The organism is Mesorhizobium sp. CA4, assembly GCF_020165075.1.
Classification (GTDB): Bacteria; Pseudomonadota; Alphaproteobacteria; order Rhizobiales; family Rhizobiaceae; genus Mesorhizobium.
On sequence record NZ_JAIUHK010000007.1, the window covers coordinates 155,565 to 180,856 of the forward strand.

Here is a 25,292-nt window from a genome sequence, read left to right on the forward strand (position 1 = left end):
CTATTTCCGGTAGCTGGCGATCCTGAGCAAGATGAACACCGGCACGACGATCGCCGCGCCGAGCAGGATGTAGCCCAGGAAGCGGTCGATGGCATGGAAGCCGAGATTCCACAAATCGACGAAGAACTGGCGGATGCCATAGAAGACGTCCATCGGCGACCAGCCGAAGGCATGCATGACGAGGCCGACGAGGAAGGAGACCACGAGCAGCTTCAGGAGCACCCTGAGCGGCGTGTCGCCAAGAAAGCGCGTCAATGCGGACAAGGCCATTCTCCGGTTCGAGCCGCCCGATTCGGCAGCGCGATATCAGAGATACGCATTCCGCGGAAAGGCATCAAGCAATGGAGCCGCCCGCTCCCGCCCGCTCCGCTTTGCCGATTGCTTGACGCCCCGCCATCATGGTAACGAGGGCTCGCGCGGGTATGATGTAATGGTAGCCTGTCAGCTTCCCAAGCTGAACGCGCGGGTTCGATTCCCGCTACCCGCTCCAGCTTGCGCCGGACGGGTTTGAGTCAGACCTCACCAAGGGACCAAATTGCGCAACCGATTCGGGTCGGCTGCCGGGGGATCGCGGGGCGGAATTGCATTGGGTCGACCCTCAGGCCGAGCAGTTTGCGCGAGGGTGAATTCGGCTGTCTGTAAGCGAAGGTTTGGGTCTTGCACACCATGCAAGACCCCGTCAGCGATTCACCCGGTAGGCCCCTAGAGCCGGAAGCCGATCCAGACGCGGCGACGCCAGCAGCGGACATGACGCCGGCCGTAACGCCAGTAGCGGCGGCAGACCCTTCTCCAAACGCGGCGCCGGCGGCGGCGGTAGTACCGGTCACGGTAGTACCGACGGCGGTAGTACTGAGCTGGCTGCAGCAGATCGGCCTGGTCATCCTCCTCGTAGATGGCCGGATCCGGCTTGTCCAATTCATCGAGAATCCCGTTGCCTTTGGGGATGCCGGCAACCGCCTTGGCTGGTCCGGCCAGGCTTGCAAGCGCTGCCGCCCCCGCAACGCCAAGCATTCCAGTCAGAAACAACCGACGTTCCATCGAAACCTCCCGAACTGTCGAGCATCGGCAGCCTTCCCTCACCCGCAACGGGTTCCAGCGAGCGACCGATCGGTTTGAACGTGCAAGTAGGATTCTCGTTCCATTAGCCCACCTCGCGCAAAATGAAGTCGTGCAGCATTTTGGCTGCGGGCGAGAGCACGCGGTTCTTGACCGTGATCAGGCTGTAGGGCCGGACTTCGATGTCGAACTCGGTCTGGACGACGTCGATGGCGCCGGCCAGCCCGTCGCCGCCCTGGATGAACTTGGCGACCTGGATCGAGACCGGCGCGATGGCGTCGGACTGCGCCACCATCACCAGGGTGAGCAGCAGCGAGGAGGTGTTGAGGATGCGGTCGGGCAGCGGGATGTCGCGGTTCAAAAAGTTGCTTTCCATCGCCTGGCGCAGCGGCGAGCCGCCGGACTGGAACACCCAGTCATAGGCCGCCGTGTCTTCCAGCCTCACCGCCTTGCCGCTCGCCAGCGGATGGCCGCGGCGCACGATGAGGCAGGCTTTCTCGACGCCGATAACGCGCGATTCGAAAAGCCGCGGATTGAGGTCCTCGGGAATGCGGGCGATGATGAAGTCGTGGCGCGATGCGATCAGCTCGCGGGCGAGCACGTTCGAAGTTTCGACCTGCATGGTGATCTCGATGCGCGGATAGATGCGGCGAATCTCGCGGATCGCCGGCACCGCGAGCTCGATGGCCGGCGCCGTGACCGCGCCGAGAAACACCGAGCCGCCCTTGCCGGCCTTGAGCTCGGCAATCTCGCGGTCGGCCTCGCGCATCTCCAGCAAGATCGAGCGGGCGCGGCGAGCGAGCGCCTGGCCGTAAGGGGTCAGCGTCACGCCGCGTGGCAGCCGCTCGCATAACTTCACGTCGAGCACCGCCTCCATCTCGGCGATCATGCGCGAGGCTGCCGGCTGGGAGATGTTCATGACCTGGGCGGCGGCGCTCACCCGGCCGTGATCGTCCAGCGCGGTGATCATGCGCATGTGCCGAAGACTGAGGCCGCTGCGCAGCAGCGTCTCGCCGTCTCCCGGCAATTTCTCGTAACTTACTGAAATCACATCAGGATCATGCAATGCCGCCATGGATTGAGGCCTCTCCGCCGGATTTCCATCTGCCGTTCAAGCTATACCAGTTTCGATATAGCAACCAGCAAAGATCGCATTTGACAGTTATGTCAAAGGGACCCACCCTTCGCGCGTTCCGAGACGCAACGGTCAGCAACGAGCAAATTCGTATCGATTGAAACTGCGTCGGGGGACCGATTGGGAGGATACCGGAGATCGATAAAGCCGACAGTGGCGCGCCAGCGCACCTGCTCGACTGCGCGGCCCGCGAAGCCCCGAGGTGTCGCGTCCATCAACCAGGGAGAGTAACGTGAAGATCATCAAGACGCTGGCCGCCGTGGCGGCCCTTGGCATTGCCGCCATGAGCTATTCGGCACACGCAGCCGACAAGGGCCTCATCGGTGTGCTGATGCCGACCAAGACCTCGCAGCGCTGGATCAACGACGGCGACGCCGTCAAATCCCAGCTCGAGAAGCTCGGCTATACCGTCGACCTGCAATATGCGCAGGACGATATCCCGAACCAGCTCAGCCAGCTGGAAAACGAAATCACCAAGGGCCCGAAGGCGCTGATCATCGCTTCGATCGACGGCACCACCATGGCCGACGCGCTGCAGAAGGCCAATGACGCCGGCGTCGTCGTCGTCGCCTACGACCGTCTGATCAAGAAGACCCCGAATGTCGACTACTACACCACCTTCGACAATTTCGGCGTCGGCGTGATCCAGGCGAATTCGCTGGTCAAGGGCCTCAAGGAGCGCTTCCCGAACACCAAGCCGTGGAACGTCGAACTGTTCGGCGGCTCGCCGGACGACAACAATGCCTTCTTCTTCTACAATGGCGCGATGTCGGTCCTGCAGCCGCTGATCGACGACGGTTCGATCAAGATCAAGTCCGGCCAGATGGGCATGGACAAGGTCGGCACGCTGCGCTGGCTCGCCGCCACCGCCCAGGCGCGCATGGACAACCTGCTCTCGGCCAACTACTCGGACGGCAGCCGCGTCGATGGCGTTCTGTCGCCCTATGACGGCCTGTCGCGCGGCATCACCGCTTCGCTGCGCGCCGTCGGCTACGGCACGGAGGCACAGCCCTGGCCGATCGTGACCGGTCAGGACGCCGAGACCGCCTCGGTCAAGCTGATCATCTCGGGCGAACAGTACTCGACCGTGTTCAAGGACACCCGCGAGTTGGCCAAGGCCACCGTGCAGCTGGTCGACAAGGTGCTCTCCGGCGGCAAGCCGGACGGCCTCGACACCAAGACCTACAATAACGACGTCAAGGTCGTTCCCTCGATCCTGTTGACGCCGCATGAGGTCGACAAGTCGAACTACAAGGAACTGGTTGTCGACTCCGGCTACATCAAGGCCGACGAGCTGAAGTAATCCAGCCTCACAGGAAGGGGTCCTGCGCGACCGCAGGGCCCCTTTTCGTTCACAAGCGACACCGGTATTGTTTTTGCCGGCTTCTGCAGCGCTGTGCGCGGTCGCGGTGCTGACCAGACTGCAGTATGTTGATTTCGCGCATGACGCTTTTCCGCGAATGGAAGGCAGGCGCCAGGGAGCAGAACCTCATGGCCTCGACGATTTTGGAGATGCGCGACATCACCAAGACGTTTCCCGGCGTGAAGGCGTTGTCGAACGTCAATCTCAGCGTCGAGGAAGGTGAGATCCACGCCGTCGTCGGCGAGAACGGCGCCGGCAAGTCGACGCTGATGAAGGTGCTGTCGGGCGTCTATCCGTCCGGCACCTATGAAGGCCAGATCATCTTCCGCGGCCAGGAATGCCATTTCAAAGGCATCCACGACAGCGAGCATATCGGCATCGTCATCATCCACCAGGAGCTTGCGCTGGTGCCGATGCTGTCGATCGCGGAAAACATCTTCCTCGGCAATGAGCACGCCAGCTATGGCGTCATCGACTGGGACGCCAACGAGACACGCACGGCCGCCCTGCTCAAGAAGGTCGGGCTCAGGGAGGATCCCAAAACGCTGATCACCAATATCGGCGTCGGCAAGCAGCAGCTGGTCGAGATCGCCAAGGCGCTGAGCAAGGAAGTGAAGCTCTTGATCCTCGACGAGCCGACGGCGTCGCTCAGCGAAACGGACAGTCAGGCGCTGCTCGACCTTCTGCTCGAGTTCAAGCGCCAGGGCATGACCTCGATCCTGATCTCGCACAAGCTCAACGAGGTGAACCGGGTCGCCGACAAGGTGACGGTGATCCGCGACGGGCGCACCATCGAGACTCTGCCGAGGAAAGATATCTCGGAAGACCGCATCATCACCTCGATGGTGGGCCGCTCGCTCGACGACCGCTATCCGCCGCGCGAGCCGCAGATCGGCGAGGTCATCTTCGAGGTCAAGGACTGGTCGGTCTACCACCCGATCCACGCCGAACGGCAGGTGATCAAGAACGTCAACCTCAATGTGCGCAAGGGCGAGGTGGTGGGCATTGCCGGGCTGATGGGCGCCGGCCGCACCGAATTCGCGATGAGCCTGTTCGGCCGCTCCTATGGCCGGCACATCACAGGCGAGGTTCTGCTTAGAGGCAGGCCGCTCGACCTCTCATCGGTGAGCAGAGCGGTGGAGAACCGCATCGCCTATGTCACCGAGGATCGCAAGACCTACGGCCTCAACCTCATCGACCACATCAAGCACAATGTGACTTTGGCCAACCTCTCCGGCGTTTCCAGCCGCGGCGTCATCGACGACATGCGCGAGATGAGCGTCGCCAACGATTACCGCAAGAAGACCAACATTCGCGCCTCCAGCGTCTATCAGCTGACCGGCAATCTCTCGGGCGGCAACCAGCAGAAGGTGGTGCTGTCGAAATGGCTGTTCGCCGATCCGGAAGTGCTGATCCTCGACGAGCCGACGCGCGGCATTGACGTCGGCGCCAAGTACGAAATCTATACGATCATCGCGCGCCTCGCCGCCGAGGGCAAAGCGATCATCGTCATCTCGTCGGAAATGCCTGAACTGCTCGGCATCACCGACCGCATCTATGTGATGAACGAAGGACGCATCGTCGGCGAAATGGCGGCAAGCGACGCCAGCCAGGAAAAAATCATGCGCGCCATCGTTCGGGGAGAAGGAAAAAAAGCATCATGAGCACAGAAAGCGCTCCCGCGCCGCAGAGCGGCGTCGCCGAGGACGTCAAGCAGGGTCCACGCGTCGCAGTTTCGGCGCTGACGACGAACCTGCGCGAATACGGCCTGATCATCGCGCTGATCGTGATCATGCTGTTCTTCCAGTACACGACGTCGGGAACGCTGTTCAAACCGGTCAACCTCAGCAATCTGGTGCAGCAGAACTCGTTCATCATCGTGATGGCGCTCGGCATGCTGTTGGTGATCGTCGCCGGCTATATCGACCTCAGCGTGGGATCGGTCGCCGGCTTCATCGGCGCGCTCGCGGCGATGATGATGGTCATCTGGCCGCTCGGGATATTCTCGAATCCGCTGGTGGTCTCGATCGTGTGCCTGATCGTCGGCGCGCTGATCGGCGCCGCACAAGGCTACTGGATCGCCTATCACCGCATACCGAGCTTCATCGTGACGCTGGCGGGCATGCTGATCTTCCGCGGCATCTGCCAGGCGCTGCTTGGCGGCGGCTCCTCCGTCGGCCCGCTGCCGGACAGCTTCAAGGCGCTGAGCTCCGGCTTCATCCCGGACGTCATCGGTCCGCTGACGCTGATCCCGCCGACGGTGAATGCCGCCGGCAAGACGATCGTCGGCAGTGGCTTGACGTTGCACATGACGACGGTCGTGCTCGGCCTGATCGCGGTCCTGGCCTATGCCTATTTCGGCTTCCGGACGCGGCGCAAGCGCGAGCGTCATGGCTATGAGGCGGAGCCCTTCCCGCTGTTCGTCATCAAGACGCTGGTCGGCAGCGCGCTGGCGCTGTTCCTGGTCTTCCAGTTCGCCAGCTACAGGGGCCTGCCGGTCGTACTGCTGGTGATGGGCGTGCTGATCTCGCTGTTCGTCTTCGTCACCAAACGTATGACCATCGGCCGCCGCATCTATGCGATGGGCGGCAACGCCAAGGCCGCGCAGCTCTCGGGCATCAACACCGAAAGGCTGACGCTGCTCGTCTTCATCAATATGGGCGTGCTGTCGGCGCTGGGCGGCCTGATCATCGCGGCGCGCCTCGGCCAGGCCGTGCCGGCGGCGGGTCTCGGCAGCGAGCTCGACGTCATTGCGGCGGTCTTCATCGGCGGCGCCTCGGCAATGGGCGGCGTCGGCCAGGTGATCGGCGCGGTGGTCGGCGGCTTCATCATGGGCGTGATGAACAACGGCATGTCGATCATGGGCGTCAATGTCGACTGGCAGCAGGTGGTCAAGGGTCTGGTGCTGCTCGGCGCGGTCATCTTCGACGTCTACAACAAGAACAAGGCTTAAGGGCCGGAGCAAGGTTCAGGAGGCATACGGGTTTCAGATCGCGAAGCTGCCGGCAGCCCGTCGGCGTCAAGAAGTCCCGACAAGGACCAGGCTCGCGAGCGCAATCCGGACGAAGAAATTCAACCGTGGCGTGGATCGCTCCACGCCGCGCCCGGTAAGGTTTGCCCGCAGGCAGCCGTAGAAATGAGAGAGGATTGAACATGCTGATCTCCCAGATCCTCGACGACGCCGAGACGATCCGCGTCGTCGCCCGCAATGGCGGCGGCAAGACCAGGGTCATCAATGGCGCGCGCAGCGTCTATTCGCTGGCCATGGAGGCCGCGCGCACCGGCACAGGCCTCGAGGCATTGATCGAGCGCAAGGGCTATGGCGAGACGGTCGATCTCGATGCCGTCTATAAGAGGGGCAGGCTGGTCTCGCCGATCAACCATCCGGATCCCGCGCACCTGCATCTCACCGGCACGGGGCTGACGCATCTCGGCTCCGCGGCAACGCGCGATTCCATGCACAAGAAGCTCAGCGAGGGCGGCGAGGCGGAACTCACCGATTCCATGAAGATGTTCCGCATGGGTCTCGAAGGTGGCAAGCCGGCCAAAGGCCAGGTCGGCGTGCAGCCGGAATGGTTCTACAAGGGCAACGGCACGATGGCGGTGGCGCCGGGCGCGCCGCTGATGTCTCCGGCCTTCGCGCAAGACGGCGGCGAGGAGCCCGAGATCGCCGGCATCTATGTGATCGGCGATGACGGCGCGCCGTTCCGCGTCGGCTTCACGCTGTCGAACGAGTTCTCCGATCACGTCACCGAGCGGGTGAATTATCTGTTCCTCGCCCATTCCAAGCTGCGCAATGCCTCGTTCGGCCCTGAAATCTTGATCGGCGACCTGCCCGCCGACATTCGCGGCGCCTCGCGCATCTGGCGCGACGGCAAGCTGCTCTGGGAAAAGCCGTTCCTGTCGGGCGAGGCGAACATGTCGCACACCATTGCCAATCTCGAGCACCACCATTTCAAATATTCGGCGTTCCGGCAGCCGGGCGACGTGCATGTGCATATGTTCGGCACCGCGACGCTCTCCTTCGCTGACGGCATCAAGACGGAGGCCGGCGATACGTTCGAGATCGAGGCGCCGGATTTCGGCCTGCCGCTGCGCAATCCGCTGGAGATCGAGAAGCCGGTGAAGGTGGCGGTGAAGGCGCTGTAGCGCCAAGGCCTGGGAGGAAATGGACCGGAAGCGGATCGGCGCTGTGTTGGTGGGCTTGATGCTTGCCCTCGCCTGCATGTCTTCCACGGCTCACAGCGCCGCCAAATGCAGCCCGAAGTCCTACAGCCAAGCCCGATCGGGGATGACGAGCCAGCTTCTCGCCACCGGCTACTCGAAACCGCAAGTGACCTTTTTGATGCGCAATGCGGATCGGATAACGTCCGCGCTGCGCGCCGACAAACTGAACGACAAGGCCAAGGCCTGCGGCATAGACTCCGCGCGAGCCTATGTCCTCGGATGCCTCGACAAGCAGTTGTTCCCCCTGCGGGCGGGCTCAAGCTCCCAGCTTGATGAGACCAAGCAAACCGAAGGGTTTTGGGGCAGGAAGCGCCTGGCTGAGCGCGAGCTGCTCTACATCGGCCACTTTCACGCCTGTCTGGGCGCAGCTCAACGATTTCTGTTTCGCGGCTGACTGCCAACCGAACTCAGCGGCGCTCACCGCGCTGCCCTGAAATGCTTGGAAAGCTTCAGGCCCTGCGCCTGATAGTTCGAGCCGAGATCGGTGCCGTAAAGCGCCTGCGGGCGCTTCAGCATATGCTCGTAGACTAGGCGGCCGACGATCTGGCCGTGATCGAGGATAAAAGGCACCTCGTGGCTGCGCACTTCGAGCACCGCGCGGCTGCCGCTGCCGCCGGCGGCGGAATGGCCGAAGCCCGGATCGAAGAAGCCGGCATAGTGGACGCGGAACTCGCCGACCAGCGGATCGAACGGCGTCATCTCGGCAGCGTAGAGCGGCGGTACATGCACTGCTTCGCGTGAGACCAGGATGTAGAATTCGTCGGGATCGAGCACCAGTTCGCCGGCGCCGCTCTTGTAGATCGGCTCCCAGAAATCGACGACATCCTGGGCGGCGCGCTTGTCGACGTCGACCAGGCCGGTGTGGTGCTTGCCGCGATAACCGACGAGACCGTCCTTGTCGCCGTCGAGATCGATCGACAGCGCGATGCCGCCGCCGGAAATATTGGGAGGCTCGGTGGCGACCAGCATCTCGGCGCGGTGAAGGTCGCGCAGCTCACTCTCCGACAGCACCGCATTGCCGGTGCGGAAGCGTATCTGCGAAAGGCGCGAGCCGGCGCGCACGACGATCGGGAAGGTGCGCGGGCTGACCTCGAGATAGAGTGGCCCGTGATAGCCGGCGGCGATCTTGTCGAACTCGTGGCCGCGATCGGTCATCACCCGGGTGAAAATGTCGAGACGCCCGGTCGAGCTCTTCGGATTGGCCGAGGCCGACACGTTCGAAGGCAGCGCCAGGCTTTCGAGCAGCGGCACGATGTAGACGCAGCCTGTTTCCAGCACCGCCCCCTCGGCGAGGCCGATCTCATGCAGCTTCAACCGGTCGAGCTTGTCGGCGACCAGATGATCAGGCCCCGGCAGAAAGGAAGCGCGCACGCGAAACGCCTTGTCGCCGAGCCTCAGATCAAGGCTGGCCGGCTGTATCTGGTCCGAGTCCAGCGCGCGCGGCGACTTCAGCGCGCCGGATTGAAACAGCGCCGCGATGTCCTGATCCGGAAGAATGCCTGTCTGCCGCAAAGGCTGGCTCCGTTCACAAGGCCGGGCGAGGATCTAAGCTGGCTCTTGCCGCCCGGCTGGTACAAACCTCTTAATGAAGCCGGCAATTGACGCAAGCACGGCGCGGGTCTAAAGGGTCGTTATCCCGTGGTGATTTGGCCGGTCGGCTTGCAGCCACGTTAAACAAGTCGCTAAAGGACCGTCGAGCCGCAAGGCTATATGGACCCGGTTGCGACTTCGCGGCCGGTTTTTTTGTGTCTGAAAGCAGGGCTATGAGCATCAAGAAGCGCAATTGGAAACCTCAGACGGCACTCGTGCATGGCGGAACGTTGCGTTCCGGCTTCGGCGAGACCTCCGAGGCGATGTATCTCACCCAAGGCTATGTCTATGAGACGGCGCAGGCTGCGGAGGCTCGCTTCAAGGGCGAGGAGCCGGGCTTCATCTATTCGCGCTACGCCAACCCGACCGTCGACATGTTCGAAAAGCGCATGTGCGCTCTGGAAGACGCCGAGGATGCCCGCGCCACCGCCTCCGGCATGGCCGCCGTTTCCGCCGCGCTGCTGTGCAGCGTGAAGGCCGGCGACCACATCGTTGCGGCGCGGGCGCTGTTCGGTTCCTGTCGCTGGGTGGTCGAGACGCTGGCACCGCGCTACGGCATCCAGGCGACGCTGGTCGACGGCACCGACATCGCCAATTGGGAAAAAGCGGTAAGGCCGAACACCAAGCTGTTCTTCCTGGAAAGCCCTACCAATCCGACGCTGGAGGTGGTCGACATCGCCGCGGTCGCCAAGCTCGCCAATTCGATCGGGGCGCGGGTGATCGTCGACAATGTCTTCGCCACGCCGCTGCAGCAGAAGCCCTTGCTGCTCGGCGCCCATATCGTCGTCTATTCGGCGACCAAGCATATAGACGGCCAGGGCCGCTGCCTGGGCGGCGTCATTCTGTCGGACAAGAAGTGGATCGACGAGAACCTGCACGACTATTTCCGCCACACCGGCCCGAGCCTGTCGCCCTTCAACGCCTGGACGCTGCTCAAAGGCCTGGAGACGCTGCCGCTGCGCGTGCGCCAGCAGACGGAGAGCGCCGGCAAGATCGCCGATTTCCTGGCCGAGCGGCCGGAGATTGCCCGCGTCATCTACCCGGGCCGGGCGGATCACCCGCAGGCGGACGTCGTCAAGAAGCAGATGTCTGGCGGCTCGACGTTGATCTGCCTCGACGTCAAGGGCGGCAAGCAGGCGGCCTTCGCCTTCCAGAACGCGCTCGACATCGTGCTGATCTCGAACAATCTCGGCGACGCTAAGAGCCTGATCACCCATCCGGCGACGACGACGCACAAGAACCTCAGCGACGAGGCGCGCGCCGAGCTCGGCATCGGCCCCGGCACGCTCAGGCTCTCCGTCGGTCTGGAGGACACGGACGATCTGCTGGAAGACGTCGAACAGGCGCTCAAGGCGGCAAAATAGAAGGCTGAGACCGCCGCGGCCGGAGCCTCAGGCGAGCTCCTCCAGCTCGGTCATCGCCTTGGTGCGGATGGTCATGGCATTGCCGCGCCATTCGACGGCACCGCCGAACCAGGCGCGCGCCCAGATGGCGGGCAGCATGAAGTCGCGCACGATCATCGCGGTGATGCTGCGCGGCGACAGGTACCAACCCTTGGCGGAGGCCAGCAGGCACTCCGGCAGGTAGGCGACCGCCAGCACGCACAAGGCCGTTGTGGGCAGGCTGACGCCGGCGCCTGCCGCGGCAAGCAGCGCCAGCAGCAGCGGCATCGCCGCGCCGGTCAGAATCTCCGGCGCGAAGAACAGTGCGAATGTAACCCGCCGAAGCCGCGCCCAGCGCGTCTGGCGCGACCAGATCTCGGCGAGCTTGCGCTGGCCGAGCGGCTGCTCGAAAGGCGAGGCGACGAGATTGACGCGAAGGCCAAGCCCATTGACCAGCTTGGTGGCCGCCGCATCCTCGGCGATCTCGGCGGCCAAAGCCTGGATGCCGCCATTGGCGTCGAGCATCGGCTTGTTCCACAGCATGCTCTTGCCTTGGGCGAAGCCGAGGCCGAGCGCCTCGCCGGCATACTGCCAGCGCGCCTGCAGCGTGTTGAGGAAGGCGCACTCGACTTCCGCCCAAAAACCGTCCGGCCGCGAGCCGATCGGCGTCGAGCAGACGAGGCCGTTGTCCGGCCGCCATGCCGCCATCAGGTGCTGGACATAGTCCCGCGGCATCAGCACGTTGGAATCGGCGAGGATCACCCAATCGTGCCGCGCCGCCTGCCAGCCCTTGACGCAATTGTTGAGCTTGGGATTGGCGCTGGTGCGGTCATCGCCGATCAGGAGCCGCGCCGGAACCGTGGGGTGGCGCGCGATCGCCGCATTGATGAGCCTCACTACCGGGTCGTCGGCATGCGCGACACAGAAGATCAGCTCATAACGCGGCCAGTCGAGCGAGAAGGCGCGCTGCAGGGTCTCCTGCGTGAACGGCTCGGCGCCGCGCGAGGGAACGATGATCGAGACCGGCTGCGCGCCGGCGGGCGGCGCAATCACATGGCGCCGTTTCAGCCGCGACGAGGCGAGCAGGATGCTGGCAAGATTGAAGAGAAGAAGGGCTGACGAAGTCAGGCCGGCTGCGATAGTCAGTCCATCGAGATCTGGTTACTCCTCGATAGGGAGTTCACCATTTCACGGAAACGGCGAACCCGTCTATCTCTTTGTTTTCACGCAATTCCGGACGGAAAACCGCTCACATTTTTCCTGGAATTCCTCTAGGCCGCATGCCGTCGTTTCATCAGTTGCAGAGCGCCCGAGTCGCCCGGCACGGTCTGTGCACACCAACATTGTCGTATGTCACTTAAATGACATTGTTTTTCGGCACCTGCGCTTACAAGGCTGGCAGGATGGTCGGCGCTACGTCTAATAGGAGCGGAGCGTGACATATATTCCGCAGCGGCAACCGGAGTGGCCCATGTATCGCGCAGTGACGCGCAACATCGAAGTGCTGGTCAGGCCCTTCTATCTGGAGGACCGCTCCGATCCGTCCGAGAACCGCTATGTCTGGGGCTATCAGGTGACGATCGACAACCGCTCCGACGAATTCGTGCAGCTTGTGTCGCGCTATTGGCACATCACGGACGGCCAGGGCCGGGTCGAGGAGGTCCGCGGCGCCGGCGTCGTCGGCGATCAGCCGGAACTCAATCCCGGCGACAGCTATCAATACACTTCAGGCTGCCCGCTCTCGACGCCGTCGGGCATCATGGTCGGCCATTACACGATGCGCAACGGCCGCGGCGAGACGTTCGACATCGCCATTCCGGCGTTTTCGCTGGATATGCCGGGGACAAGGCGGACGGTGAATTAGCGTTTTTCTCCCCGTCTCTATACGGGGAGAAATGCCCGGCAGGGCAATGAGGGGCAGCGCCGGGCTTCTGAGATTTCCTTGAGGCGGAGAACAGCTTCGCCACGGCGGACGTATCACCGCCAACCTTGGCGCCGCCCCTCGTCCGCCCTTCGGGCACCTTCTCCCCGTAGAACGGTGAGAAAGTAAAGACGCTACTTCGCGAACTCGGCCGGATCGAAGTCGTATTGCGTCGAGCAGAACTCGCAGGCGACGTGGATGCCGCCGTCCTCGGTCGAGTCCTTGATCTCCTCGGCCGAAAACCCTTCCAGAATGCCGCGGATCTTTTCGCGCGAGCAGGAGCACTGATCGGCGACCGGCACACTGCTGAAAACGCGTACGCCATGCTCATGGAACAGCCGGTAGAGCAGCCGCTCGGCGCCCACCGTCGGGTCGATCAGCTCCGTCGGCTCGATGGTGCCGAGCAGCGCCAGCAATTCCTGCCAGGAATTGTCGGCCGGATGGTCCGTCAGCTCACGGTCGTCGCCGTCGCCGCCCGAAATATCGGGAACGCGCATGCGCTCCGGCGCCTGCGGCAGGAACTGCGCAAGGATGCCGCCGGCGCGCCACTGCTCGCGCGCGCCGGCCGGTCCGGGCGTCACCAGCTTGGCGACCGACATCTTGATCTCCGTCGGGATCTGCTCCGACTGGCGGAAATAGGTGCGCGCGGCGTCCTCCAGCGAGGTGCCGTCGAGCTGGACGATACCCTGGTAGCGCTGCATATGCGCGCCCTGGTCGATGGTCAGAGCCAGCACGCCATTGCCAAGCAGCGTCTGCTGCGAGGTCTCGCCGGCGGCGGTCAGCGCCTGCAGCCGGTCAGCGTCGAAGCGCGCATAGGCGCGCAGCGCATGCGGCGTGGCGAAATCGGCCACCAGCATGTCGACCGGACCGTCGGTGCGGGTCTGCAGGATGAACTTGCCTTCGAACTTCAGCGAGGTGCCGAGCAGCACGGTGAGCACGCAGGCCTCCGCCAGCAGGCGGGCGACCGGCTCAGGATAATTGTGGCGGCTCAAGATGGCGTCGAGCATCGGCCCAAGCTGCACGGTGCGGCCGCGCACATCGAGCGGCGCGACCTCGTAAGGCACGACGTGATCGTCGCCAGCGAAGCCGAATTCACCGAGTTGGGGTTTGTGCTCAGGCAAGGTATGGGTTTCCAACATGACAAAACTCCGGGGCGCAGCCATGCCGCCCAATGAGCCGCATGCGTCGAAGCGCGTTCAATTTACGTGATGGCCCGCAGATAGGCATCACGTATCCCCAGATCAAGTTGACCCCGATCGGGCCGGAAGCGGTCAGGTCCGCCCTTATCAAGCGCCCAGACACCAGGCCAGCACCGCCTTCTGGGCGTGCAGCCGGTTCTCGGCCTCATCGAAGACCACCGAATGCGGCCCGTCGATCACCTCGTCGGTGACTTCCTCACCGCGATGCGCCGGCAGGCAGTGCATGAACAACGCATCGGGCTTGGCCTTTGCCATCAGCGCCGCATTCACCTGATAGGGCAGGAAGACGTTGTGGCCGCGGGCGCGGTGCTCCTGCCCCATCGACACCCAGCTGTCGGTGACGACGCAGTCGGCCTGGTCGACGGCTTCCTCGGCCGACTTGGCAAACCGGACCTTGCCGCCATTGGCTTTCGACCAGTCGACATATTTCTCGAAAGGCTCGCTGCCCTCCGGCACCGCGACATTGAGGTTGAAGCGGAACCGTGCCGAGGCTTCGAGCAGCGAATGCAGCACATTGTTGCCGTCGCCGGTCCAGGCGAAGGTCTTGCCGGCCACCGGACCGCGATGCTCTTCATAGGTCATGATGTCGGCCATGAGCTGGCAGGGATGTGTGTCGTCGGTCAGCCCGTTGATGACCGGAACGGCGGCGTTCTCGGTGAGCTCCAGCAGCCGGTCATGCGAGGTGGTGCGGATCATGATGGCGTCGACATAGCGCGACAGCACTTTTGCCGTGTCGGCAATGGTCTCCGAGCGGCCGAGCTGCATCTCGGTGCCGGTCAGCATGATGGTTTCGCCGCCGAGCTGGCGCATGCCGACATCGAAGGACACGCGTGTGCGCGTCGACGGTTTGTCGAAGATCATGGCCAGCACCTTGCCGTCGAGCGGTTTTGAACGTTCACCCGCCTTAAGCCTGGTCTTTCGCGCCACCGCGTCATCCAGCATGATGCGCAGGTCGCCCGCCGAAACGGCGGATAGATCGGTGAAGTGGCGAACACTCATCGGCAGGTTCCAGAAATTATTTCGCGGCTTCGGCCACAATCGCGTCGGTCAGGCCCTTGGCGCCGGCGCGAATGCGCTCCAGCGCTTCGCCGATCTCCTCGTCGGTGACGGTCAGCGGCGGCAGGAGGCGGATGACATTGTCGCCCGCCGGCACGGCAAGCAGGTGCTGGTCGCGCAGCGCCATGTTCACCTTGGTGTTGGGCATGGCGCATTTCAGCCCGAGCATCAGGCCGGTTCCCCTGATGTTCTCGATGACCTCGGGAAATTCATCCGCGACCCCGGCCAGTCCCTGCTTCAGAAGCAGCGCCTTGCGCTGCACGTCCTCGAGGAAGCCGTCGGCCAGCACCACGTCGAGCACGGCGTTGCCGACCGCCATCGCCAGCGGATTGCCGCCGAAGGTGGTGCCGTGCACGCCGGCCGTCATGCCGGTCGCCGCCTCATCCGTGGCAAGGCAGGCGCCCATCGGGAAGCCGCCGCCGATGCCCTTGGCGATCGCCATCAGGTCGGGCGTGACGCCGGCCCATTCATGCGCGAACAATTTGCCGGTGCGGCCGATGCCGCATTGGACCTCGTCAAAGATCAAAAGCAGGCCGTGCTGGTCGCAAAGCTGCCGCAGTCGCTTCAAGGACTGCGTCGGCACCGGGCGGATGCCGCCCTCGCCCTGCACCGGCTCGATCAGGATTGCCGCGGTCTCCGGTGTGATCGCCTTTTCGGCCGCATCGATGTCGTCGTAAGCCACCTGGTCGAAGCCCTCGACCTTCGGGCCGAAGCCTTCGAGATATTTGTATTGGCCGCCGGCGGCGATCGTCGCCAGGGTGCGGCCGTGGAAGGCGCCCTCGAAGGTGATGATGCGGAAACGCTCGGGATGGCCCTTGACGAAATGATAGCGCCTGGCCGTCTTGATGGCGCATTCCAGCGCCTCGGCGCCGGAATTGGTGAAGAACACCTTGTCGGCGAAGGTGGCGTCAACCAGTCGCTCGCCCAGCCGGCGCTGTTCCGGGATCTCGTAGAGATTGGAGACGTGCCAGAGCTTGGCGGCCTGTTCGGTGAGTGCTGCGACCAGATGCGGATGGCTGTGGCCCAGCGAATTCACCGCGATACCGCCCGCGAAGTCGAGATATCGCTCGCCCTTGTCGGTGACCAGCCACGTCCCCTCCCCACGGTCGAAAGCCAGGGGTGCGCGAGCAAAGGTCTCGTAAAGCGCCGAACCGCTCATTATATGCGTCTCCGGAACCGGAAATCAAAAAAGCCGCCAATGCGGCGGCCTTTGCGGCTTATCATGTTTTTCGGCCATGAAGTCAACGAAAACGTCATGCAGAAGCGCGTGGCCAAGCCCTGACGCCATGCCGGCTCATAAGTAGAGCGGCAAGTTGGGGAAAACCGAAAAAACCGAATCGTGTTGCCCCGGGGACTCTTGTCACCGAGTCAGCGCATAAGGTATTTGTAGTCGAGAAATAACTAGATTTCGTGCGGCGGACCTAATCACCCGGTATATGTGGTGTCGTTTGCCCGGCGAGAGCCGGGTCGGGAACAGATTCTGACTACCGCACGCCTCAGCAGGAGCGCGCCCCATGAATTGGACTGACGAGCGGGTAGAACTTCTCAGGAAATTGTGGTCGGAGGGCCTGAGTGCCAGCCAGATTGCCGCACAGCTTGGCGGAGTGAGCCGTAACGCCGTCATCGGCAAGGTGCATCGCCTGAAGCTGTCGGGCCGCGGCCGCGCGACGGCCGCCCCGGCGCGCCAGAAAAAGGCGACGCAAGGCGCCTCGATGCAGAAATCGGTGACCCGCGCCGCAAGCGCCACACGTCACGTGACGACGACGATCGGCGCCACCGCGCTGCAGGTGCAGTTCGACGCCGAGCCGGTCGCGCGCCACTATATCCGCCCGGTCGAGAATGTCGTGGTGCCGATCTCGCGCAACCTGCAGCTCGTCGAACTGAACGAACGGACCTGCAAATGGCCGAACGGCGATCCGCTCTCGGAAGACTTCAGCTTCTGCGGCAACGACGCCGCCGAAACGGGACCCTATTGCAAGTATCATTCACGGGTCGCGTTCCAGCCGGCGGCGGAGCGGCGCAGGGCAAGGTAAGATTAGGGGAGTCAGGCAGTAGGGGAGTAGGAGAAAAAGCGCTTCACGCGCGACGTCTCGCCAGTCAATCGCTCCGTATTACCTACTCCCTTACTGCCCTACTCCCTCCCCTTCACAGCCATCCATTCTTCTTGAACCGCCAGTACAGGAACGCGCAGATCAGCGCGATGGCTACCAGGACTGTCGGATAGCCATATTCCATCTTCAGTTCCGGCATGTCGGAGAAGTTCATGCCGTAGATGCCGGCGAAGGCTGTCGGCACCGCCAGGATAGCGGCCCATGAGGCGAGCTTCTTGGAAATGGCGGTTTCCTGGCTCTGTCCCACGAGCAGGCTCGCTTCGAAAGCGAAGGCCAGAACCTCGCGCAGGCTATCGATCTTTTCCTGAACGGTGCGGATATGGTCGGTCACGTCGCGAAACAGCGGATGCATGGCGGCATGGATCTGCGGCAGATCGGCGCTGGTCAGCCGACGGCAGACCTCGACCAGCGGCAGGGCCGCATTGCGCAGGCGCAGCAGATCGCGGCGCAGCATGTACAGACGCTCGATGTCAGAACCGGTCATCGGCTTCAAAAGCACCTTGTCCTCGATCGCCTCGACCTCGTCCTCGATCTGCTCCAGCACCGGCATGTAGTTGTCGACGATGAAATCGAGGATGGCGTAGAGGACGAAATCCTCACCCTTGGCCAGCGAATGCGGGCAGCTTTCCCAATGCTGGCGAACGGCGGCGTAGGAGGTCGACGGCCCGTGCCGGACGCTGACGATGTAGCCGGTGCCGACGAACAGATGCGTCTCGCCGAAGGTGACGCGGCCGTCGATCAATTGCGCGGTGCGGGCAACGATGAAGAGGGCGTCGCCATATTGCTCGATCTTCGGGCGCGCATGCGGATGCTCGGCGTCCTCGATCGCAAGGTCATGCAGATGGAACTGCGCCTGCACCCTGAGCAGAAGGTTGCGATCGGGCTCGAGCAGGCCGATCCAGACGACATGGCCGGGTTTTGCCGCCCATTCGCCGGCCTGTTCGATGGCGATGTCGGCGACGCGCTTGCCGCCCGAATAGACGCTGGATGCTATGATGCCGGACGTTGGGGCCGGGGTCAGGTTCCGAACTTGTTCCATCGCAAACCTCCCGAGACTGCGACTGACAAAATCGCTGTCCCTGGAGGAGCTTAACCTAAATCAGAAAGCCGTTCGAGAGCCGCCCGTTCACTTAGCCGGCACCGTGCCGGGAAGCACGATCTTGTCGGTCCTGTCGCCCTTCGGCCGGTCGGCGGGCATCTGGTCGCCCGTGACGATGTAGTAGATCGTCTCGGCGATGTTGGTGGCATGGTCGCCGATGCGCTCGATGTTCTTGGCGCAGAACAGAAGATGCGTACAGGGCGTGATGTTGCGCGGATCTTCCATCATATAGGTCAAAAGCTCGCGAAACAGCGAGGTGTACATGGCGTCGATCTGGTCGTCCCTGTCGCGCACGAAGCCGATCCTCTCGACCGAGCGCGAGGCATAGACGTCGAGCACTTCCTTGAGCTGCGTCAGCGCCAGGTTGGCAAGCGCCTCGATACCGCGGAAAAGGCTGTTCGGCTGGCGGCCGTCGACCGAGGCAACGCGCTTGGCGACGTTCTTGCCCAAATCGCCGACACGCTCGATATCGGCCGAGATGCGGATGGCGCCGACGATCTCGCGAAGGTCCGTCGCCATCGGCTGGCGCCTGGCGATGATGATGATGGCCTTGTCGTCGATCTCGCGCTGCCCCTCGTCGAGGACGAGATCGTCCTGGATGACCTTCTGGGCGAGGCCGTGATCGACGTTCACCAGAGCCGCCACCGCCTGTTCGACCATGCGCTCGGCATGCCCGCCCATCGCGGCGATGCGCTTCGACAGATATTTCAGTTCTTCGTCATAGGCACTGACGATATGGACGGACTGCATGGATATGCCTTCCCGGTTTGTGCCGGCTGGTGCTTTCCCTCATCCGTCGCTGATACATGAACCGCATGACAGAATGAAGAAATTCACGGTTAGCAACCGATATACGATCAGCGAGCCGGCAAATGAACCGTGAACGCCGCGCCCTTGCCGACTTCCGACTTGATGGACAGTCTTGCGTTATGACGGGTCAATATATGCTTGACGATCGAAAGGCCAAGCCCGGTGCCTTTCTGGGTGCGGCTGCTTTCGACATCGACGCGGTAGAAACGCTCGGTGATGCGCGGGATGTGTTCTTCGGCGATGCCCGGACCATAGTCCCTTATCGTGACGTCGAAGCCCGGCTGTTGGCCATCCTCGCTGCCGGCGATCGATACGGTGACGCGCCCGCCCGACTGGCCGTATTTGCAGGCGTTCTCCAGGAGATTCTCGAAAACCTGGAACAGTTCGTCGCGATCGCCAGGAACGACAAGCGCCCCATCGGCGAACTCTCGCTCGATGACGACGCCATTCTCACCAGCCAGCGGCCCGAGCGAATCGATGACGCTGTCCATCGTCTGGCGAAGGTCGACTTCCGTGCCCGGCCCTAAATAGGGCTTCATTTCCAACCGCGACAGCGAGAGCAGATCGTCGATCAGCCGGGCCATGCGGCCGGTCTGGTTCTGCATGATCTGCAGGAACTGGTCGCGCGCCGCCGCATCGTTGCGGGCCGGCCCGCGCAGCGTCTCGATGAAGCCGGCGATCGAGGCGAGCGGTGTGCGCAGCTCGTGGCTGGCATTGGCAATGAAATCGGCCCGCATGCGGTCGATGCGGCGCGTCTCGCTCTGATCCTTGAACACCAACACGTAAAGGCCGGTGGCATGGCCGACCGTGGACGCGCTGACCCGATAGGTCCGTTCCACCGGCAGCTTTTCGGTGTAGTCGACCGCATCGGCGGCGACCTGTCCCGACAGGATGCCATCCAGCAGCGCCTGCATTTCCGGCGCGCGGAATTTCAATGACAGCGACATGCCAGGCGCTAGCCCGCCGAAGGCGGCGAAGGCGGCAGCGTTGGCGTGAACGATGGTGGCGGAGTGGTCAAAGATGATCAGCGGATCGGCGACCGCGGCCGCCAGATACTCGCCCGATAGGCTCTGCAGCCCGCTTGCCTCGATCGCTGCTCCTGCATCGGCTGGCTGGCGTCCGGCATCCGTGGGCAGCGTCGCCGCGGCCGCGAGCGCCGCCAGGGCTAGCACCAGCACATAGACGGAGACGCCGGCGAAAAAATAAACGGCAAGGACCGCGAGAACACCCGCGCCAAGCAGCCAGCGGTTGCGCGACAGCCGCGCCGCCAAGGCTTGCTCCTTGTTGTCTCGTCCCGCGCCCGTCTCTGCCATAGGTCCGCGCCACCCGCATCCCGTTCGACCGGTCAGCCGGCTCGCCGGACCGGCCTGACGCATGGGACCCTGGAAATCAGGATCGATTTTCGCGAAGGTTCATGCGCAAAATCAAAATGTTGCAGCGTCTTTGCCCGAATGCGCGCTGCGCTGCACAGGCTCCATAGCATGAGTCCGCAAACTGGAAAGGTTCGTCCGGATGAAAAAGGCCAAGGAAACGGCTGAAGCGGTGCCCGCCACGGCACCGATCAAGATCAAGATCGGCGGCAAGGAGCGCGCGTTCGACATCGACAATCCGGTGCTGCCTGACTGGATCGAGGATAACAAGCTCACCGCGGGCGGCTATCCTTACGACAAGAAGATGAAAGGCAAGGACTACGACAAGGATCTCGAGGGGCTGCAGATCGAACTGGTCAAGGCGCAAGCCTGGCTGCAGGCGACCGGCAAGCGGGTGATGGCACTGTTCGAGGGCAGAGACGCCGCCGGCAAGGGCGGGACGATCTTCGTGCTGCGGCAATACATGAACCCGCGCACGGCACGCAACGTCGCGCTGCCCAAGCCGACGCCGACGGAGGCCGGGCAATGGTATTACCAGCGCTATGTCGACCATTTCCCGGCTTCGGGCGAGTTCGTCACTTTCGACCGCTCCTGGTACAACCGCGCCGGCGTCGAGCCGGTCATGGGGTTCTGCACGCCGGAGCAGCACGAGAGATTCCTCGACGAGACGCCGCATTTCGAGCGGATGATCTGCAACGAAGGCATCCATTTCTTCAAATTCTGGCTGAATATCGGCCGCGAGACGCAGCTCGAACGGTTCCACGACCGCCGCTGGTCGCCGCTGAAGAACTGGAAGTTCTCGCCGATCGACATCGCCGGCGTCAGCAAATGGGACGACTACACCAAGGCGCGCGACCAGATGATCGAGCGCACGCACAAGGAGTTCTCGCCCTGGGTCGTCGTGCGGGCCAATGACAAGCGCCGCGCCCGGCTCGCGGTGATGCAGCGTATCCTGCTTTCCCTGCCCTATGACGGAAGGGACCTCGACGCCGTCGGCAAGCCCGACAAGAAGATCATCGGCGAGGGGCCAGGGTTCCTCAAAGACTAGCGTTGCTACACCGGGATTCGCCGGCTTCCGTTTTTACGCGGTTCCAGACGGATTACAGCGCCGCGCGCTTTCCCGCGCGGCGCTGATGTTTTATGCCTGCCGCTCAGGCGGCCAGGCGAGCGATCCGCTGCAGCCGCTTCAGCGTGGTGTCATCCTGGAGCGCCTGCTGGAACAGCGTGATCTCGTGGTCGATGCGGTCGCATAAGACGCCCGTATCGCCCTTGAGCAGGCTACGCGTCTGCAGCAATGCCGCCACCGGCTTCTTGGCCAGCTGTTTCGCCCTCGCCAGCGTTACCTCCTCGGCATTGCCTTGCGTCACGATCTCGCCGACCAGGCCGAGCGCCTTGGCGTCTTCGGCCCCGAGCGTGTCGCCCAGGCAGAAGAAGCGGAAGGCGCCGGCATAGCCGAGCTTCTGGGGCGCCAGAATGCTGGTCGCCGCGTCCGGCACCAGGCCGAAATCGACGAACGGCACCCTGAAGGTGCTGTTTCTGGAAGCGATCACCATGTCGCAATGGAACAGGATTGTGCAGCCGACGCCGACGGCATCGCCGTCGACGCAGGCAAGCACCGGCTTGGGGAAGGTCGCCAACATGCGGAACATGTCGGTGACGGCGGCGATCAGCTCTCGGTGCTTGGTGGCGTCCAGGAACTCCGAGAAGTCGCCGCCAAGGCAGAAGCATCCGGCAAGGCCGCGCAGCATGACGACGCGGACCTCGTCATTGACCGCCGCATCGTGCAAGGTCCTGGCGAGGCTCGCATAGGCATGCCTGTCGAGCACCGGCCGGCCATCATGCGAGGACACGGTGACGACCAGCGTATGGCCACGCAGTTCCGGTTCAGGATGGAAACTCATGATCGCCTCCATCACGACGCCTGCCTGAGGCCGAGCTGGCCGGGATAGCCCCGGTTCAGCACCGGCAGGAAGTGGTTGCGGCGGGCCCGCACGACCTGGAGCGTGTGCTCGGTGAAGGTGAGGAGCGTCGCCACGACCTGCTGGTTGCCATAGGTGCGCTGGTAGCCGAGCGGCGTCGCCAGGAAGTGCAGTTGCAAAGCGCGCAGCACCCACATCGGCTCGAACTCGATGATGACCTGGTTGACGTTGCGCTTCAGGCCCCATTCGACGAAGCCGGCGATGAGTTCGGTGCCGACCGTCGAGACGCCGCGTTTGCCGTCGCGAAAACCTGGAGCCACCGCATAGCGGGTCAGCTCCCAGACATTCGGCCCCGAGGGGGACGGACCCTCGCAGAGATCCGACAGGACGTCGGTCAGAAGATGCGGCCGGGTGGTCGGCAGCATGCGCTGGTAGCCAGCCAGTTCGCCGTTGCGGATGACGAGGTGGTGTTCGGCTTCGTCATGATCGAACTGGTCGATTTCGAGCTGGTCGGGACGATCAAGATCGGTCCATCCCATCTCCTCGACGAAGATCTTGTAGCGCAGGCGATGGACTGCCTCCCAGAGGTCGGGACGTTCCATCAGTTCCTGAGTGGTAAGGGCAAAGAGCATTAGCCGTCTCCTGGGCTTGAGAGGAAGATACGGCCGTGATGTCCCTTAAAATATTGCGCGAAGGCGCAGGCAAGAATTTCCAGGTCGGCACGGCCGACCTAGCTAATATAACCGCGCCTAATCGCCTCCGCGACCGCCTGCACCCGGTTGGCTGCGCCGAGTTTGCTCTTGGCGTTAAGAAGGTGTTTCTCGGAAGTGTGTTCCGAGATGCCGAGGATTTGCGAGATCTCCCATTCGGACTTGCCGACGGCCGCCCATTGCAGGCATTCCCGCTCACGCGCTGTCAATTCTATGTGATCGATGGTGCTGTCGGCCTTGGTGTGCAGTTGCATTGCGCGGCCGATCGCATAAGTCGACGCGAGCGAGACCATTCCGAATTCCGCATCCGACAATTCAACGGATTCGCCGCCCAGCGAAACCATGACGATCTGTCCATCGAGCGTGACCAGCGGAAACGCCAGGCCGTCGCGCAGCTTGAACTCGCGGGCGTCGCCCATGACTTCGTCGCTGCTCTTGTCAATCAGGGCATTCTTGGAGGCGTCCCGCCATTGGAACGGCGCCTGAAGCTGCTTCATGTGACTGACGACCGGGTCGTGATCGACATAGTTGCGCGCCACATAGCGCTCCAGCCATTCGCCGGGCCAATCGCAAAGCATCACATGCTGTTTCTGCCGGCCGCGCGGCGTGCCCGGCTGCGGCACGGTTCCCGCCATCAATGCGGTCAGGCCGAAGTTCGAGGTGACGCCGAGCAGCCGCTCGCAAACCGCGGCTGCGGTGCCGGCATGCTGCAACTGGTCTATGTATTCCAGAGTTCTGTCGAACAGGCCCATCGCAACATCTACCCCATGTTGCTTCTGCTTTTTCGTTACCGACGGTAGATGCCCGAACACCCCTTCGCCATCAACCCCCGCGTCGCAATCTCCTCAACAAAGCCGGCAGCTGCCCTCCCGGCACGCAAGGTCACTTGCAAACGCGCTAAAGCATACGCCTAATTCGGCCGCTTGAAATCAAAAACCGTTGTGCCTGCCCCGTTTTCATACGAAAAGCCAAGGAACGGGGGCAGGTGCGGAGCCATATCGTGATCTTGCGGTGGATATTTCCGGCCTTGATGTCGGTGCTGGGCGGGGTGCTGCCCTTTTCCGGTGCGACTCAGGCGGCAGAGCCGCAGGTGCCGGTACTATGGGACGCCAAGGAGCGACTGCCGAAGCCCGACCTCTCCGCGCTGCCGCGGCTTAGATTCCTCACCACCACTGATTTTCCGCCCTTCAACTTCCTGGACGGCTCGGGCCGGCTGTCGGGATTCCACATCGATCTGGCGCGGGCGATCTGCGCGGAGCTGGGCATCGTCGAGAAATGCCAGGTGCAGGCGTTGCCGTGGAACGAATTGGAGGGCGCCCTCCAGAAAGGCGAAGGCGAGGCGATCATCGCCGGCATCGCCGCGACACCGGAGAGCCGGGAGAAATACGCCTTCTCGCGCTCTTACATGCAATTCCCGGCCCGCTTCATCATGCCCAAGGCGAAAGCCTTCGCCGAGCCGATCCTCGACAAGCTGCGCAGCAAGCGGGTCGGCGTCATCGGCGGCTCGGCGCATGAAAAAATGCTGCGCGATTACTTCAACACCGTGCAGGTCGTGACTTTCGACACACCGGAAGACCTCTATGCCGACCTCAAGGCCGGCAAGATCGACGCCGCCTTCGGCGACGGCATGCGCTTTGCCTTCTGGCTGGGCGGCTCCGACGCCGCCGGCTGCTGCCGCTTCGCCGGCGGTCCGTACCTGGCGCCGGAATATCTGGGCTCGGGCATGGCAATCGCCACCCGCAAGAACGACGCCGCGCTTGCCGCCGCTTTCGATTATGCGCTGCAGGAAATCTCGATCAAAGGCACCTTCGCCGAGTTTTATCTGCGTTATTTCCCGGTGAGCTTTTTTTAGGCCTGTCAGCTTCTTTAGGTGAGCGGGCGCAGACGCGCCTTCGCGGCACGCGCGATCGCGGCCACCGTCAGGGTGTCGAGATCGAGCTTGAGGCGGATGAGTTGCAGGACGCGCACCTCCTCCATGCGCATCTCGAGATCGACTGCGGCAACCTCGAAAGCAGCGGCGTAGGCGGTGTCGCGCAGCCGATCCGGCAGCGCTTCGGCGACGCGCGCCAGCACGCCTTCCAGCCCGCCCTTCTCATGCAGCACCTTCTGGCAGGCTTGCGCCACCTGAACCAGCCTGTCCTGGTTGAAATCGACGAACACCGGCCAGGAGCGGACGACGTCGCCGATCCGCGCCAGCTCGACATCGGGCATGTCGCGATCGGAAGCCGATGTGATGACCATCAGGTGGATCAGGGCTTCGTGCGGCGTCAATGAAGGCATTCAAAACTCCTTGAAAGTGAGGCTCCAACGTAGGAACGCCATTATGGTGCCGCAAGGAAAACCG

Annotated in this window: 25 protein-coding genes, 1 tRNA gene and 1 riboswitch; of the genes, 11 read left to right on the top strand and 15 right to left on the bottom strand. The window is 63.2% G+C overall.

Annotated features, from left to right (window positions below):
* The gene (locus LB528_RS08505; protein ID WP_224714515.1) at positions 1 to 270 is read right to left on the bottom strand and encodes a DUF6460 domain-containing protein; all 270 of its coding nucleotides are present in this window, start codon (positions 268 to 270) and stop codon (positions 1 to 3) included.
* Between the two features lie 146 nt (positions 271 to 416).
* Between LB528_RS08505 and LB528_RS08510 the strand changes: the two genes are divergently transcribed.
* Positions 417 to 490, top strand: a tRNA-Gly gene (locus LB528_RS08510).
* 212 nt (positions 491 to 702) lie between these two features.
* Here LB528_RS08510 and LB528_RS08515 read toward each other — a convergent pair.
* Positions 703 to 1,038 carry a protamine-2 (modular protein) gene (locus LB528_RS08515; protein ID WP_140647383.1) on the bottom strand — a complete coding sequence of 112 codons (336 nt, stop codon included), beginning with the start codon at positions 1,036 to 1,038 and terminating at the stop codon, positions 703 to 705.
* A gap of 103 nt (positions 1,039 to 1,141) precedes the next feature.
* A complete protein-coding gene (locus LB528_RS08520) occupies positions 1,142 to 2,131 on the bottom strand; it encodes a LysR family transcriptional regulator (protein ID WP_224714516.1) in 990 nt (329 codons plus the stop codon).
* 292 nt (positions 2,132 to 2,423) lie between these two features.
* Between LB528_RS08520 and chvE the strand changes: the two genes are divergently transcribed.
* From chvE to LB528_RS08545, 5 genes are all read left to right on the top strand, one after another.
* Entirely contained in the window at positions 2,424 to 3,494 is a 1,071-nt protein-coding gene (gene chvE / locus LB528_RS08525; RefSeq protein ID WP_224512959.1) for a multiple monosaccharide ABC transporter substrate-binding protein, read from the top strand.
* 188 nt (positions 3,495 to 3,682) lie between these two features.
* Positions 3,683 to 5,218: a multiple monosaccharide ABC transporter ATP-binding protein gene (mmsA, locus tag LB528_RS08530; RefSeq protein ID WP_224714545.1), complete on the top strand. Its 1,536-nt coding sequence runs from the start codon at positions 3,683 to 3,685 to the stop codon at positions 5,216 to 5,218.
* Positions 5,215 to 6,507, top strand: coding sequence for a multiple monosaccharide ABC transporter permease (mmsB, locus tag LB528_RS08535; protein WP_224512960.1), 1,293 nt, complete (start codon positions 5,215 to 5,217; stop codon positions 6,505 to 6,507). The genes mmsA and mmsB overlap by 4 nt, the downstream gene beginning before the upstream one ends.
* A 200-nt stretch (positions 6,508 to 6,707) precedes the next feature.
* The gene (gene araD1, locus LB528_RS08540; RefSeq protein WP_224512962.1) at positions 6,708 to 7,703 is read left to right on the top strand and encodes an AraD1 family protein; all 996 of its coding nucleotides are present in this window, start codon (positions 6,708 to 6,710) and stop codon (positions 7,701 to 7,703) included.
* Between the two features lie 58 nt (positions 7,704 to 7,761).
* Positions 7,762 to 8,175: a hypothetical protein gene (locus LB528_RS08545; protein WP_224714517.1), complete on the top strand. Its 414-nt coding sequence runs from the start codon at positions 7,762 to 7,764 to the stop codon at positions 8,173 to 8,175.
* 23 nt (positions 8,176 to 8,198) lie between these two features.
* On the opposite strand, the gene LB528_RS08550 is transcribed toward LB528_RS08545, so the two are convergent.
* The gene (locus LB528_RS08550; RefSeq protein WP_224512966.1) at positions 8,199 to 9,293 is read right to left on the bottom strand and encodes a 2'-deoxycytidine 5'-triphosphate deaminase; all 1,095 of its coding nucleotides are present in this window, start codon (positions 9,291 to 9,293) and stop codon (positions 8,199 to 8,201) included.
* Between the two features lie 116 nt (positions 9,294 to 9,409).
* Positions 9,410 to 9,487: riboswitch (SAM riboswitch) on the top strand.
* A 57-nt stretch (positions 9,488 to 9,544) separates the two neighbouring features.
* On the opposite strand from LB528_RS08550, the gene LB528_RS08555 reads away from it, so the two are divergent.
* Complete coding sequence (locus LB528_RS08555; protein WP_224512968.1) at positions 9,545 to 10,735, top strand: O-succinylhomoserine sulfhydrylase; 1,191 nt, start codon at positions 9,545 to 9,547, stop codon at positions 10,733 to 10,735.
* Positions 10,736 to 10,762: 27 nt separating this feature from the next.
* Here LB528_RS08555 and LB528_RS08560 read toward each other — a convergent pair whose 3' ends face one another.
* Complete coding sequence (locus LB528_RS08560; RefSeq protein ID WP_224714546.1) at positions 10,763 to 11,899, bottom strand: ceramide glucosyltransferase; 1,137 nt, start codon at positions 11,897 to 11,899, stop codon at positions 10,763 to 10,765.
* Positions 11,900 to 12,224: 325 nt separating this feature from the next.
* Here LB528_RS08560 and apaG point away from each other — a divergent pair, with 325 nt between their 5' ends.
* Positions 12,225 to 12,617, top strand: coding sequence for a Co2+/Mg2+ efflux protein ApaG (gene apaG, locus LB528_RS08565; RefSeq protein ID WP_095765893.1), 393 nt, complete (start codon positions 12,225 to 12,227; stop codon positions 12,615 to 12,617).
* A 191-nt stretch (positions 12,618 to 12,808) separates the two neighbouring features.
* Here the strand turns inward: apaG and LB528_RS08570 are convergent, their stop codons facing one another.
* The 3 genes from LB528_RS08570 to LB528_RS08580 form a co-directional block, all read right to left on the bottom strand.
* Positions 12,809 to 13,837 (bottom strand): Hsp33 family molecular chaperone, encoded by a 1,029-nt coding sequence (locus LB528_RS08570; protein ID WP_224714518.1) that lies wholly within the window; start codon positions 13,835 to 13,837, stop codon positions 12,809 to 12,811.
* Between the two features lie 123 nt (positions 13,838 to 13,960).
* Complete coding sequence (gene argF, locus LB528_RS08575; protein ID WP_224714519.1) at positions 13,961 to 14,872, bottom strand: ornithine carbamoyltransferase; 912 nt, start codon at positions 14,870 to 14,872, stop codon at positions 13,961 to 13,963.
* 16 nt (positions 14,873 to 14,888) lie between these two features.
* Positions 14,889 to 16,088 carry an aspartate aminotransferase family protein gene (locus LB528_RS08580; RefSeq protein WP_224714520.1) on the bottom strand — a complete coding sequence of 400 codons (1,200 nt, stop codon included), beginning with the start codon at positions 16,086 to 16,088 and terminating at the stop codon, positions 14,889 to 14,891.
* 355 nt (positions 16,089 to 16,443) lie between these two features.
* Here LB528_RS08580 and LB528_RS08585 point away from each other — a divergent pair, with 355 nt between their 5' ends.
* A complete protein-coding gene (locus LB528_RS08585; protein WP_224581766.1) occupies positions 16,444 to 16,962 on the top strand; it encodes a GcrA family cell cycle regulator in 519 nt (172 codons plus the stop codon).
* 112 nt (positions 16,963 to 17,074) lie between these two features.
* Here the strand turns inward: LB528_RS08585 and LB528_RS08590 are convergent, their stop codons facing one another.
* The 3 genes from LB528_RS08590 to LB528_RS08600 all read right to left on the bottom strand — a co-directional run bounded on the left by LB528_RS08590 (position 17,075) and on the right by LB528_RS08600 (position 20,262).
* Positions 17,075 to 18,079: a magnesium and cobalt transport protein CorA gene (locus LB528_RS08590; RefSeq protein ID WP_224714521.1), complete on the bottom strand. Its 1,005-nt coding sequence runs from the start codon at positions 18,077 to 18,079 to the stop codon at positions 17,075 to 17,077.
* Between the two features lie 87 nt (positions 18,080 to 18,166).
* Positions 18,167 to 18,889 (bottom strand): phosphate signaling complex protein PhoU, encoded by a 723-nt coding sequence (phoU, locus tag LB528_RS08595; RefSeq protein ID WP_224714522.1) that lies wholly within the window; start codon positions 18,887 to 18,889, stop codon positions 18,167 to 18,169.
* A gap of 107 nt (positions 18,890 to 18,996) precedes the next feature.
* Positions 18,997 to 20,262: an ATP-binding protein gene (locus LB528_RS08600; RefSeq protein WP_224714523.1), complete on the bottom strand. Its 1,266-nt coding sequence runs from the start codon at positions 20,260 to 20,262 to the stop codon at positions 18,997 to 18,999.
* A gap of 199 nt (positions 20,263 to 20,461) precedes the next feature.
* On the opposite strand from LB528_RS08600, the gene ppk2 reads away from it, so the two are divergent.
* A complete protein-coding gene (gene ppk2, locus LB528_RS08605; RefSeq protein ID WP_224714524.1) occupies positions 20,462 to 21,367 on the top strand; it encodes a polyphosphate kinase 2 in 906 nt (301 codons plus the stop codon).
* Between the two features lie 103 nt (positions 21,368 to 21,470).
* On the opposite strand, the gene LB528_RS08610 is transcribed toward ppk2, so the two are convergent.
* The 3 genes from LB528_RS08610 to LB528_RS08620 all read right to left on the bottom strand — a co-directional run bounded on the left by LB528_RS08610 (position 21,471) and on the right by LB528_RS08620 (position 23,700).
* Positions 21,471 to 22,220: an enoyl-CoA hydratase-related protein gene (locus LB528_RS08610; protein ID WP_224714525.1), complete on the bottom strand. Its 750-nt coding sequence runs from the start codon at positions 22,218 to 22,220 to the stop codon at positions 21,471 to 21,473.
* An 11-nt stretch (positions 22,221 to 22,231) separates the two neighbouring features.
* Entirely contained in the window at positions 22,232 to 22,870 is a 639-nt protein-coding gene (locus LB528_RS08615) for an acyl-homoserine-lactone synthase (protein WP_224714526.1), read from the bottom strand.
* 98 nt (positions 22,871 to 22,968) lie between these two features.
* On the bottom strand, positions 22,969 to 23,700 hold the full coding sequence (locus LB528_RS08620) for a LuxR family transcriptional regulator (RefSeq protein ID WP_224714527.1): 732 nt from the start codon (positions 23,698 to 23,700) through the stop codon (positions 22,969 to 22,971).
* 278 nt (positions 23,701 to 23,978) lie between these two features.
* On the opposite strand from LB528_RS08620, the gene LB528_RS08625 reads away from it, so the two are divergent.
* Positions 23,979 to 24,800, top strand: coding sequence for a transporter substrate-binding domain-containing protein (locus LB528_RS08625; protein WP_224714547.1), 822 nt, complete (start codon positions 23,979 to 23,981; stop codon positions 24,798 to 24,800).
* Between the two features lie 14 nt (positions 24,801 to 24,814).
* On the opposite strand, the gene LB528_RS08630 is transcribed toward LB528_RS08625, so the two are convergent.
* A complete protein-coding gene (locus LB528_RS08630; protein ID WP_224714528.1) occupies positions 24,815 to 25,228 on the bottom strand; it encodes a tellurite resistance TerB family protein in 414 nt (137 codons plus the stop codon).
* Between the last annotated feature and the right edge of the window lie 64 nt (positions 25,229 to 25,292).